At 30.7% G+C, this 13,016-nt stretch carries 10 protein-coding genes; 2 read left to right on the forward strand and 8 right to left on the reverse strand.

What is annotated here, in order from left to right; all coding sequences use genetic code 11:
• Positions 1-173: 173 nt before the first annotated feature.
• The 4 genes from ABF633_RS02610 to ABF633_RS02625 form a co-directional block, all read right to left on the reverse strand.
• Positions 174-368 (reverse strand): hypothetical protein, encoded by a 195-nt coding sequence (locus ABF633_RS02610; RefSeq protein WP_415521734.1) that lies wholly within the window; start codon positions 366-368, stop codon positions 174-176.
• A gap of 282 nt (positions 369-650) precedes the next feature.
• The gene (locus ABF633_RS02615; RefSeq protein WP_415521736.1) at positions 651-1,766 is read right to left on the reverse strand and encodes a 4-hydroxybutyrate dehydrogenase; all 1,116 of its coding nucleotides are present in this window, start codon (positions 1,764-1,766) and stop codon (positions 651-653) included.
• 15 nt (positions 1,767-1,781) lie between these two features.
• On the reverse strand, positions 1,782-3,449 hold the full coding sequence (locus ABF633_RS02620; protein ID WP_415521738.1) for an acetolactate synthase large subunit: 1,668 nt from the start codon (positions 3,447-3,449) through the stop codon (positions 1,782-1,784).
• Positions 3,450-4,008: 559 nt separating this feature from the next.
• Positions 4,009-5,286 carry a cation:dicarboxylate symporter family transporter gene (locus ABF633_RS02625; RefSeq protein WP_415521740.1) on the reverse strand — a complete coding sequence of 426 codons (1,278 nt, stop codon included), beginning with the start codon at positions 5,284-5,286 and terminating at the stop codon, positions 4,009-4,011.
• A gap of 238 nt (positions 5,287-5,524) precedes the next feature.
• Between ABF633_RS02625 and ABF633_RS02630 the strand changes: the two genes are divergently transcribed.
• Entirely contained in the window at positions 5,525-6,802 is a 1,278-nt protein-coding gene (locus ABF633_RS02630) for an ATP-binding protein (RefSeq protein WP_415521742.1), read from the forward strand.
• An 87-nt stretch (positions 6,803-6,889) separates the two neighbouring features.
• Positions 6,890-7,813 (forward strand): response regulator, encoded by a 924-nt coding sequence (locus tag ABF633_RS02635; protein WP_415521744.1) that lies wholly within the window; start codon positions 6,890-6,892, stop codon positions 7,811-7,813.
• A 30-nt stretch (positions 7,814-7,843) separates the two neighbouring features.
• On the opposite strand, the gene ABF633_RS02640 is transcribed toward ABF633_RS02635, so the two are convergent.
• The 4 genes from ABF633_RS02640 to ABF633_RS02655 all read right to left on the reverse strand — a co-directional run bounded on the left by ABF633_RS02640 (position 7,844) and on the right by ABF633_RS02655 (position 13,013).
• The gene (locus ABF633_RS02640) at positions 7,844-9,073 is read right to left on the reverse strand and encodes an NAD(P)/FAD-dependent oxidoreductase (protein ID WP_415521746.1); all 1,230 of its coding nucleotides are present in this window, start codon (positions 9,071-9,073) and stop codon (positions 7,844-7,846) included.
• Positions 9,073-9,522 carry a 4Fe-4S dicluster domain-containing protein gene (locus ABF633_RS02645; protein WP_415521748.1) on the reverse strand — a complete coding sequence of 150 codons (450 nt, stop codon included), beginning with the start codon at positions 9,520-9,522 and terminating at the stop codon, positions 9,073-9,075. Before ABF633_RS02645 ends, ABF633_RS02640 begins: the two co-directional genes overlap by 1 nt.
• Before the next feature lie 16 nt (positions 9,523-9,538).
• Positions 9,539-11,422, reverse strand: coding sequence for an anaerobic carbon-monoxide dehydrogenase catalytic subunit (gene cooS / locus ABF633_RS02650; protein ID WP_415521749.1), 1,884 nt, complete (start codon positions 11,420-11,422; stop codon positions 9,539-9,541).
• 448 nt (positions 11,423-11,870) lie between these two features.
• A complete protein-coding gene (locus ABF633_RS02655) occupies positions 11,871-13,013 on the reverse strand; it encodes a CheR family methyltransferase (protein ID WP_415521751.1) in 1,143 nt (380 codons plus the stop codon).
• Positions 13,014-13,016 lie beyond the last annotated feature (3 nt).

Here is a 13,016-nt window from a genome sequence, read left to right on the forward strand (position 1 = left end):
TTTGTCGTTAAATGTATTTTTTATTAGTATAACATATAAAAAAGGATTATTATTTAAAATTTTGAAAACAATTTTAAGACATATGAAAATAAATAGTAAGTCAAAGATACTGACTAGTTATTTATTTGAATATGCCTAAATAATAATGTCGATATTCAACGATTGGGTAAGGATTATTTTTTCATTATCCAATACACACCTTTGCCTTGTCCTTTTTTAGCTGTAAATTCTAACTGTTTTACAGCTTCAAGAAGCTCTGTTTTGTTACATATATTAGAGAAATCAATGCATATTTGTCCATATTCATCAAATCCTCTTTCCTCAATTCGATCATTAATATATTCTTTTGTAAATTGTACATTATCCATTTATTTCACCTCGTTTTTCCATTAATATATTGTTTATATTATAGCACATATTGCTATGTAAAAAATGTACAAATAGCTCTATTATACAACGTTTTTGTTTATATTTGTGTAATATTGTCTATTTTAATATATGATATCATTTATTTTTATAATTTATAACGCTTTTATACCAGTTTTTGTACTTATTTTAGTTATTTTAATCTTGTAATGTATTAATTTATAGTAAAATATCAGCTATACAATAATATGCACAGCTGATATTTTCCATTTAATATATATATTTTAGTACAAGGATTTATATATTTCATATACTGTTTCCCTAGTAAGTTCCGTATAATTATTTGCCATTAAACGTCCTTGCTTAGTCATGACATTTTCAGTAAATTCTTTTAGTTCTTCTTCTGAGACACCATACTCATGTAATGGTTTTTTAGGAATAAGTACATTTAATAGTTTTTCTATTTCCGTATAGACTTTATCTTCTCTGCAATCTAAAATCTCTGCTAAAAACGCATTTAATTTTGCGATTTTTCCACTGGGCTTTAGAGCTTGATATTTTTTGAAAACTCCGGTAAATATCTCATAATTTGATTCTCCGTGGGGGACATGATAATTAGCCCCTAAAGGATAACTCATGGCATGTACTGCTCCGCAGCCTGCATTACCGAAGGCAATTCCTGCATTGTTACTTGCCAGTAAAAAATTTTTTAGCAGTGGAATTCTTGCCTCTTGTCCATATTTTTCAATTTCCTGATATCCTTTTAAAATCATTTCCATTGCCTTATAGGAAAACATTTCTGTATAACTTGAAGCTTTTGGTGAAACACTGGATTCAATGGCATGAATTAATGCATCAATAGAACTGGTGGCAAAAAATTTAAAGGGTAATTCTTGTAAAAGTTCTGGAATCATAACAGCATAATTAGCATACAATTCATCTACGGCAAGACCAAGCTTTGTATGCCTTGACTTTAATTCAAGAATAGAAATATTAGTTACTTCACTGCCTGTTCCACATGTGGTAGGAATCAATATCAATTCCTTATCCTTTATAAATCCTAATTTATGATCAAACAAGTCAATTACCGGTGAAATTGTTTTTAGTGCAAACAATTTTGAAACATCAAGAACACTTCCTCCACCAATTCCCACTACCCTTTTATAAGAAAGATCTTTTATATCCTTATATATTGCCTCTACCATTTCATCACTTGGTTCTCCATTACCATATTTTCTAATAAAAATCACCTTGGCATCAAGATTAAATTTTTTAAAATATGGCCTGTAGTTGTGTTCACTTGTAATAATCAAATCATCTTTTCCTATTTTAAACTTATTTATAAATTCTTCACATCTGTCAAATGTATAAATCTCTGGCCAAATAGATAATTCCTTCACTTTGTTCCTCCATATTTACAGATTTTCACAAACTTTCTTTAAATGCTTTGTTAATTTTACATTTTCATCATAATCAACTTTACAATCAATAACTACCGGCACTTTCTGCTTAAATGCTTCTTCCAAAGTTGGAATTAAATCCTCTGCCTTTTCTATACTATATCCTTTTCCATACATACTCTCAGCCATTTTTACAAAATCAGGATTGGTAAAATCTACACAGCAGCTCTTTCCATATTGATCCTCCTGTTTCCATTTTATTAAACCATAATTACTATCATTAAAGATTAAAACTACAATTGGAGTTCCTATACGAAGCGCTGTTTCTAGTTCCTGATTATTCATCATGAATCCACCATCGCCAACAATGGCTAATACTTTCTTATCCGGATTAATTAATTTTGCTGCAATGGCACCAGGAAGCCCAATACCCATTGTGGCAAAACCATTTGAAATAATACATGTATTAGGTTTATAACAATTATAATGCCTTGCTATCCACATTTTGTGTGCTCCTACATCTGAAATAACAATGTCATCTTCCTTCATAACTTTCCTAACATCATTTAAAATTTTTTGCGGCTTCATTGGAAAGGCATTGTCATTTGCATAGCTTTCATGTTCAGCTAGCATTTTTGCCTTAATCTCCAGAGCCTTTACTGGTTCTACTTTTCTGGACGTCCTTCTCATTATATCATAAAGAGAATCTGAAATTTCTCCAACTACCTCTACAATTGGCTGATATAACTTATTAATATGTGATGGTCTTGTATCAACATGAACAATTTTAATATCACCGGTTATATTCCATTTTGATGGAGAATATTCTACAATATCATATCCTATGGTAATTACCAAATCTGCTTCCTCTATAATTTTATCCACATAATCCTCTTGAGGAATACCAATTGTCCACATTGAATATTTATTGTCAAAGGGAATAATACCTTTTGCCATCATTGTATTAATTACAGGAATTTTTAACTTATTTGCAAATTCTGTAACGGCTTCTGCACAATTATTACGAATAGCACCTATTCCAGCTAATATGATAGGATTTTTTGCTTTAAAAATTTCACCTGCAGCTTCTTCAATTGCAGATAAATCCGCATGTTCAATTGGTGGAATCTTTTTTTGCAGTGGTTTTTCTCCAATACTTACTGACATTTTTGCAATATTTACAGGTAAATCAATGTGACATGCTCCTGGTTTTTCACTTTCAGCATATTTAAAAGCAATTCTAACAATTTCATTTACAGCATCAGGGCGAACAATTTGTTTACTTCTCTTTGTAATTGGTTCAAACATTTTGCAAAGATCCAAAAATTGATGTGAGGTAATATGCATTCTTTCAGTACCTACCTGACCTGTAATGGCAACAAGAGGAGCGCCATCACCGTCAGCATCTGCTACACCGGTTACTAAATTAGTTGCACCAGGACCTAATGTTGACAGACAAACCCCTGCCTTTCCTGTAAGACGCCCATAGACATCTGCCATAAATGCGGCACCCTGTTCATGACGGGTTGTGATAAATTTAATACTTGAATCTGCAATTGCATTTATTACTTCCAGATTTTCTTCACCTGGAATACCAAAAATATACTTTACTCCTTCAGCCTCTAGGCACTTTACTAACATTTGTGCTGTGTTTAAGTTTACTTCCTGTTTAATTTCTGTCATGATAACAAACTTCCTTTAACCTTTATATTTTTAAATTTTTATTTAAGGCGTCATAAATAAATAACTAGCCATTATACTCGTATACTTAATTTACTATTTATTTTCACATGCTTTAACAAGTTATATTTTAAAAAATCTCATGATATATAATATATTTTTTTCCACCTACTTGTGATGTTGAATTGCCACATCACACTAATAATACTGTTGTTAAAATTGTGAAAGTAATCATTGTTGCTATTAGTTTTTCTTTACAATAATATTCCTCCAATTTTCTTATTTTTTAATTAAAGCATAAGTAAGCTTGTCTTATGTTTATATATTTAAATTATAGTTTGTAGTTACAAAATCCAATAAAAACCTATAAATTATTTTATTAATTTCACAAAAATATTTAAAAAATTTATAAAATAAATAATATAATTAGATATTTATTGTAAAACAACAAAAAAAACAACTTGAGTAATAAGCTCGAGTTGTTCTTAAATTATTATTTATATAATATAAATATTCAAACAAAAATTGGCAGAAATATCTCTATAGTTTTTGAACACCATTCCTAGGCTATTTCTCTTATAGAATTTATATTTTCAACATACTCCTGTCCTTTTACAGAATTATATTTTCCTTCCCATTTTGATATAGCTACTGCTGCTAAAGAATTGCCCACAACATTTACCACAGTTCTTGCCATATCAAGAACACGATCTATTCCTGCAATAAAGGCTACTCCCTCCATTGGAATACCTACAGATCCTAAAGTTGCAAGCAAAACTACAAAGGATGCTCCCGGTACCCCCGCCATGCCCTTTGAGGCTATAAGCAGCACAATCACTAAATTAATTTGGGCAGGAAGAGACATATGAATTCCATATATCTGGGCAATAAATAATGCTGTTATGGATTGATACAATGTAGATCCATCAAGATTAAAGGAATATCCTGTTGGGATAACAAAAGATGTAATGGCCTTTGGGCAGCCGAATTTCTCCATCTTCTCCATGATCTTTGGTAAAACTGCTTCAGAACTTGCAGTGGTATAAGCCAGAATAATTTCATCTTTTAATATTCTAATCATTTTAAATATGCTTGTACCAGCCAGTTTTGCTACAATTCCAAGTACCACCAGTATAAAGAAAATCATTGCACCATAAGTAGTAATAATTAATTTTACTAATGGAATCAAAGAAGCAATTCCAAATTTAGATATTGTAACCCCAATTAGTGCAAATACACCAATAGGCGCAGTTTTCATAACTTGATTCGTTACCCAAAACATTGCATCTGCAATACCTTGACAAAGATTAAGTACAGGCTTTCCCTTTTCTCCTATGGAAGCTACCCCTAAGCCAAACATAACAGAGAAAAATATAATTGGAAGTAAATTTCCTGTAGAAAGTGCTTCAAAGAAATTACTAGGAACAATATTTACAAAAGTATCTGCCAAACCATGATGAGCTGAAGTAGCTGTATTCATATAACTCTTAATGCTTACCTTTGAAAGTTGATGAATATTTACACCGCTTCCAGGATGAAACATATTAGCAGTCCCAAGCCCCAAAATAATAGCAATAGTAGTAATTAACTCAAAGTAAATAATAGTCTTACCACCTAGTCTGCCAAGCTTTTTAATATCACCTACACCTGCCACACCAACTACCAGTGATGAGAAAACAATAGGTATGACTATCATCTTTATAAGATTAAGGAAAATTTGTCCTATGGGTTCAAGATAAGTCTCCACAGCTGGATTTCCGTAAAAAATAGCTCCTACTGTAATACCAAGCACCAGACCAATAACAATCTGCAGAGCTAATCCACATCTAAATTTTTTCATTATAATTTCACCTTTTCTTTTTTATTAATTATTTCCTTTTGACTTCCATCATTTTTTTGATATAAGATTATATTGCTATATTATAATTGCATCTATAAAATACAACGGAAACCTACAAAATGTTTTGATAAATTAATAAAATAGTTTATAATATTTGTTAATTTACTAGAAATAGGCTATATTATTTATCAATAAAGCTTATGCAAAAATACCTTTACAACCAAGGAGTGAATTACTGTTGAAGAAGAACTTTTACATATATGTGCTGTTTATAATACTAATACCCATAGCTGGCGAATTTAAATTTTTTCCTTTTCATGATAGTTTTCGTGTAAGTATGGGTACGCCTATTTTTTTCTTTTTTCTGTTATGGGCTCATAAAATACCCATAATTTTACCAACCCTAATAGTAGGTATAACTGTAGTGGCTTTCCGTGTTTTTTTAGACTTCAATGCAGCAGGAAATTTTCATCTGATACACTCACTTAACATGAACTTTCCTTCCTTTTTCTATTATTTTACTTATTCGCTCTTATTTTATTTAATGAAAGTGAAAAATTTTAAGAATCGTTTAGATATAATCATATTTTTAGCTATTTTCATAGAAATTTGTTCAAATATTGTAGAACTCAGCTTAAGATATTTTATTTTAGACGGTACTATTAATTCACTAATGATAGGTGAAATAATAATTATAGCTATTATCAGAAATATTTTTGTACTTGGAATTTTTAGTATGCTTAAACTTCATGAAGCTGAACTGGAAGTAATTCACCAGCAAAAGCAAAATAGTCACATGATATTTCTAATATCTGGCTTGTATGAGGAAGCTGTAGAACTAAAAAAATCCTTACAAGATGCAGAAAATATTACGAAAAACTGTTATAATTTATATAGAAATATACAAAACAAAGATTTAAATATGAGTACGGAAGAATTATCTAAAAGATTACTGGTTATTGCAGGAGAAGTACATGATATAAAAAAAGATAATCAAAGAATATACGCAGGTATTTCTAAAATGATCTCTGAGGAAAGTAACATAGATTATATGGATATAAATGAAATAGGGAATATTATTATAAATAGCAATAAAAAATATGCAGCTTTACTGGAGAAAAAAATAGAATTTATTTTTAAAGCTGATTTTTCTACTCCTCTGCTTCATATTTATACTACTCTTTCTCTCATTAATAATTTAGTATCCAACTCCATTGAGTCAATTAAAGAAATTGGATTAATAAAAATTATAGTTTACAAAGATAATGAATATATTAAATTTGAAATTCATGATGATGGTTCTGGTATTCCTGAGAAGAAAAGAGATTTAATCTTTAAACCAGGATATACTACAAAGTATGATGATTCTGGTGTATCTTCTACAGGTATGGGGCTTCCCTATGTAAAAAGCGTAATAGAAAATCTTAATGGTACTATGGAAATAAAAAGTATTCCCCTTATAAAGGGCACCATTTTTACTATAAAACTGCCAATTAAAAGCTTGACTAAGATATAATAGTCACTAGCTCTAGCTACAAGTACTTAACATATTAGCATACTCTGAAAATATTTTTTTGAAGATACCTAATGAAAGGATGATATAATGAATTTTTTTATTGTTGATGATGATATAGCAGTTCGCTCTATGATATCAGAAATTATTGAGGATTATGATCTAGGTACAGTAGTTGGTGAAGCAGAAGATGGCTCATTTGTAAATATAGATCTATTAACCTTTAAAAAAGTAGATATTCTCATCATTGATTTACTTATGCCTATTAAAGATGGCATTGAAACAATTAGGGATCTTGGCAGCTCCTTAAATTTCAAGATTATAATGCTTTCACAAATAGAGGATAAAAAAATAATTGGAGAAGCATATTCCATGGCAGTGGAATACTACATAACAAAGCCAATTAATAGAATGGAAGTTATAAAAATAATAGAAAAAGTAATCTCCAATATAAAATTGCAAAATTCCATAAATGATATTCAGAAAACTATTAACCTGCTTGGTTTTCAAGAGTTGAAAGTACCTGTTGAGAAACCTTTAAAAAAGACAATTTCAGAAGCCGCTCAATTTATATTAACGGATCTTGGCATGATAAGTGAAAGTGGCAGTAAGGATATACTAGATATAATTCAGCACCTGGCAAATGCAGATAAAGAATTATACGAATCTGAATTTCCTTCATTAAAGGCTTTATTCACCAATATTTCTATAGAAAAATTGGGAAACTCTTGTACAGAATCGGATATAAAAAAAGAAATAAAAGCTTCTGAGCAGAGAATCAGAAGGGCTATATTTCAAAGCATAAATTATATAGCTTCCTTAGGACTTACAGATTATAGTAACCCTAAATTTGAAGAATATGCATCAAAGTTTTTTGATTTTACTGAAGTACGAAAAAAAATGTTGGAAATAGAAAACAAAACAAATAATTCATTTTCCCATATTCGAATAAATATAAAAAAATTTATAAAGGTACTTTATATTGAAGCTAAAAAACTGTCTCATAGTGCATAGATATGCACTATGAGACAGACTCTTTTAAAACTACACAGCCTTATATTTGAATTGACCATCTTCCTTTATGCTAAAGAAGTCTGAATAGTCTATATTGAAAATGTTCTTATCTATATTTGATATATCTATTTTATTCTTTACAATTTGCTGAAGTACTCCGCAGTAAGATATATCTCCCATCAAAATTGCTCCATACACTATACCGTCTTTATGAATTATTTTCTTATAGACATTTTCTGTCTTAATAATATCCACAACATAGCTGTCATCTGGAGCTTCTATATTCCCTAACGATACACATTCAAGTCCCAAGAAGTTCATGGAATTTCTTAGAGCAAAAGTATCTTCAAGATATTTTTCATGGCCGGTCATATTGTAGGCAGCAACAATACCCTGTTTTACTGCAATAGGCCAAATTGGTGCAGTGAAGGTTACATCTCCCGCAGCATAAACATCCTTAGCTGAAGTACTGCCAGTATTATCTACTACAATACCTCGTTCAACTTTTATGCTTTCATTTTTTATAAAGCCTACATTAGGTCTAACTCCAGCTGCTACCACTATCATGTCACATTCTATTTCAGTTCCATCTGAAAGTTTTACCTTATCTACAAATCCGTTTTCCTTTAATATTACTTCTTCCAATTTTACAGAAGTATAAATATCTATTCCCTTATCCTTTAAAAGCTTTTGGTATCTGTTAGCTGCCTCTTTGTCTAATTGAAGAGGAAGTATTCTATCACCCATCTCTACAATTGACAGCTTTATGCCTCTTTCCATAAGACCCACTGCAGCATCTATACCTACAAGTCCCGCTCCTAATATTACTGCTTTCTTTGACGATTTTATTCCATCTTCAATACTTAGCACATCATCATAGTTTCTTAAAGAATAAACCCCTTTAGCCTCTCTTAGATTTTTAACAGGTGGAATAAAGGAGGAAGCCCCTGAAGCTATTAAGAGCTTATCATATTTTTCTGTGGAATTATCCTCTAAAACAACTTCTTTTTTATCTAGATTAATATCTGTAACATTTTTGTTTCTTATCCAATTCACATTATATTTAGAAACGAAATCTTTATCTATAAAAGATATTTTTTCTAAATTTCTCTTGCCGGCAATCACATGATGAAGCATGCATCTTGAATATACATCAGTATCTTTTGATATAATTGTAATTTCACTGGAACTGTCTAATTCTCTCAGAATTTGTACAGCATTAACTCCAGCAGCGCTGGCTCCTATTACTACATACTTCATTATGCATTCACCTCCTGAACATATATAGCACCAGTTGGGCAGTTTTCTACACATCTTGGTGTTTCTCTATCACCACATAGATCACATTTCACTACAGTCTTTTTAGTTGCCGTATCAGGTTTTAATACTCCAAAAGGGCAGGACATTACACACATAAAGCAAGAAGCACATTTTTCTTTATCATAAGAAACTACACCTGTTTCCTTATTTTTAGTCATGGCACCACTCATACAAGTATTAACACATTCTGGTTCGTCACAGTGACGGCAGAATATAGGCACTGGTTTTCCTGTACTATCTATGGTAATATGATTTCTTCCTTCACTTTTGATATTTTCAAGATCTATATCAAGCAATGACTTACCACTGTCATTGTGCTCTGCAGCACAGGCAATGTAACAGTTTAAACAAGAACTACACAATTCCTTATCTATCATAATTCTCTTCATAAAGGCCACCACCAATCTATAGTCCTAATGCTTTTCTTTTATTAACTACAATTTCTTCAAGTTTATCTGCTGCTTTTACTACATCATCTTCAAGTACAAGTTTTCCACCTGTTAGACCTTCAAGATCCTCTGTAAGAACTTTTGTTACCACTTTACTTCCCGTTATGAATGGAGGTATTGCAAGGTGAAGTGGAAGTCCAAGAGCTAATCCAAAAGCTCCATCAGCTAAAGCTTGCTCTTCTAGCCATTGTGGTGCGGATAATACTAGTGGAAGCTGAGGAATATCTATACCAAGATATGCGGCAAGTTCTGTTGCAACCATTTCAAGTCTTCCTATGGCAAGACATGGTCCAAAGTTTAATACAGGAGGTATTCCAAGACTCTTGCATACTTCTTTTAAATTTTCTCCTGCAAGTTCTGCAGCTGCTGGAGACATTAAACCTACATTTTCAAGTCCACCACTGGAACATCCAGCTGAAAGAACTATTATATCTCTCTTTATAAGCTCTTTAGTTAATTCTACAGTAAATACATCGTGACCTTTAGCAGTAAGATTTGAACAACCAACTACTCCTGCTACTCCTTTAATCTTTCCTGATGCAATTAAATCTACAAGCGGTTTCCAAGTTCCACCAAGAAAGTCTTTAAGAGATTGTTCACTAACCCCAGTTATTACATCATCATAACCGTGATCTTTTGGTATATTCATAGTAATTTTGTCTCTTCTGCCGCTATAACTCTTAACAGCTTCATCTATAATATAATCACTTATCTCTTCTCTGTTTTCAAAGGAATATGGCTTATACTCTGCATTTGCTTTCTTTGCCACATCATCAAGACATATCATTTTAACCATGAATTCATCCACAATAGGTTCAATACCTGGAAGTGTACAGTTAAATTCTGAAACTATTATATCCACTCCACCAGTTGCTATTAATGCTTCACTGGTAAAGTTGTTTCCAGCATGGCCTGAAAATACATCTTTGTAATGTTCTCCTCTTAATTGTAAGTCTTGACCTACGCAAGTACATCCTACAAGTTTAAAGCCCTTTGCACCAACTTTCTTAGCTTTTTCTACTACTTTTTCATCGTTTAATATGTCCTGCAGATGAGATATAGTAGAGTGCTGATGTCCGGTAATCATTATATTTATATAATCAGTATCTACCACCTTGAAGCCTACCTTAGCTGGTCTTATTACAGGCTCTCCAAGCATAACATCGTTAAGTAAGTTTGTAAGAGTAAGTCCATAAAGTCCTGTAGATATTCCAAGATTTAAGCAGTGCAATAACATGTCCACTGGATCACTGCTTAGATTTGTAGATGTCTTAACTACAGCATCAAATACTTCTGCTTTAGCTCCACCAGGCATTATATTTAATTTTTTCCAATTTTCCACTCTAGGTTTATAAGCCATTTTTTCTACAATTTCCATTTTTTCATATCTAGGCTTATATATATCGTTAAGGACTGTTTTAGCTACTAAAACTGCCTTCTTATGTATGTCAGTTTCTTCTATATTTAAAATTTCAGCTACTCTATTTAAAGCGTTAACTCCCTTTATAGTTCCCTTAGTTTCACCAATGGATTTTAGATTTAATGCTGTATTTTCAATAACATGAAGGTAACAGGCAGCTCCTGAGGCTACAGCTCTTAAAAAGTTTCTTGCAACTATAGTATCTGCATTAGCTCCACATACTCCATTTGGTGATTTTGGAGTTATTCTACAAGGTCCATTAGCACATAGTCTACAACAGACACCTTGTTGTCCAAATCCACATTTTATCTTTTGCTTTTCCACTCTATGATGGGAAGTCTCCATATCCATAGAGCCTATAAACCCCTCTAACACTTTATCTGCTGATTGACATGTTGTACAATTTTCACACATTGACATAGTAAAATCCCCCTTAATAGTATACCATTTTGGTATAGTTTTGATTATTAAATTACAAGTAAATGTTGTTCATAATTTATCCCATGACTATCCTCTGTAATATTCACTGAATAATTCATCTAAACTTAGTGAGAATACAAATCCTCCCTAAGTAAGATTTATTAACAATTATAGTAGCTTATGGAATAAAGTATACAAATTCAGTACACTTTTAATATATAACTTTTTAATAATAATGTCAACTAATTATTATTAAAAAGTTATATTTTATTGATAATTTTTGTTCGTTGCATAATTTATATATTGATTTTGCAGCTATTATAATATTCTTATTTCGTGTATTTTTATTTTTAACTACATTTTTAACAACTATATATTTATCAGCTTTTTAACAAACAATGCATGATTGTTTATTTTTTTCAGTAAAAAACTATTTTAAATCATTTGTTCACTTATTTATTTTCCTATATATTTTATTTTGCTCATTATACTTATAAAAATAATTGTGTCCATTATTTTTTTGAATTCCTTCACTTTTACCAAGCACTAAAAATCCATTATTATCTAAGGAATTATAAAAGTTTTTTAAGACCTTCTCCTGTAAACCATCATTAAAATAAATAAAAACATTTCTGCAAAGTATTAGATTAAACTCATTTAATGTTCCGTTACTTAGTAAACTATGCTGAAAAAATAATATATTTTTTTTCAATTCTTCCCTAACTTTAATATAGCTTTTATTAATATCAAAATACTGAATAAAACTTTTTTCTCCTTGGGCATTTCTGTAATTATCTATATCCTTGTCCAAAGTAGTAATTGAATACATACCATTTTTTGCTTCTTCAATAGCATAGGGATTGATATCCGTGGCATAAATTTGAGTTTTGCTAAGCATACCTGCTTCCTTTAGTATTATAGCTAGTGAATATACTTCTTTACCTATTGAACAACCTGCACACCAAATTTTAATGTGATTATAGGAATTTAAATAGGGCAGTATTTTATTTTTAATCATATTAAATACTTCATAATCCCGAAAAAACTCCGTGGTATTTATGGAAAGATCTAAAAATAAGTCATGGAAAATTTTTTGATCCTGTAGTACTTGTTCTCTAAATATGTTAAAATCGTAGATTCTCTCTCTGATCATGGCTATATTTATTCTTCGCATAATACTATCCATTTGGTACTCTGTGTAATCATATCCATAAATATTGTTTATATCTTTTAAGAAAATGTAGATTTCTTCCTGGCTTGGTTTTTCTTTTTCATAAGATATATTATCTTTAGGCTTTTTAAAAGCTAATTTTTCAGTTATATAGTTGCATTTTATTCCCAAATATTGTAAATACGAGAACAAATATCTTTTTAAAACAAAAATATTACATTTTTTATGCTCTTGCAAAATAAAAAGTTTTTCTATAATACTTTTGGGAATTATATTGGCACCTAAAAAAGTCACATTAAAATTTTTAGTTTCTGATATACTTAAAGATTCCACCAATTCAGCTATTTGTTTAGAGTCTTCTAATTCCCCAATTATTGTTAGATATATTTTATCCTGCTTGCAAATAGTCCTAATAGTCAAATT

Source organism: Clostridium sp. (assembly GCF_047718555.1).
Classification (GTDB): Bacteria; Bacillota; Clostridia; order Clostridiales; family Clostridiaceae; genus Clostridium_I.

What these genes read in the sequence shown, in the direction of transcription:
- ABF633_RS02610 (WP_415521734.1), bottom strand. Translation starts at nt 368, where the DNA reads ATGGATAATGTACAATTTACAAAAGAATATATTAATGATCGAATTGAG.
- ABF633_RS02620 (WP_415521738.1), bottom strand. Translation starts at nt 3,449, where the DNA reads ATGACAGAAATTAAACAGGAAGTAAACTTAAACACAGCACAAATGTTA.
- ABF633_RS02625 (WP_415521740.1), bottom strand. Translation starts at nt 5,286, where the DNA reads ATGAAAAAATTTAGATGTGGATTAGCTCTGCAGATTGTTATTGGTCTG.
- ABF633_RS02635 (WP_415521744.1), top strand. Translation starts at nt 6,890, where the DNA reads ATGAATTTTTTTATTGTTGATGATGATATAGCAGTTCGCTCTATGATA.
- ABF633_RS02640 (WP_415521746.1), bottom strand. Translation starts at nt 9,073, where the DNA reads ATGAAGTATGTAGTAATAGGAGCCAGCGCTGCTGGAGTTAATGCTGTA.
- ABF633_RS02645 (WP_415521748.1), bottom strand. Translation starts at nt 9,522, where the DNA reads ATGAAGAGAATTATGATAGATAAGGAATTGTGTAGTTCTTGTTTAAAC.
- cooS (WP_415521749.1), bottom strand. Translation starts at nt 11,422, where the DNA reads ATGTCAATGTGTGAAAATTGTACAACATGTCAATCAGCAGATAAAGTG.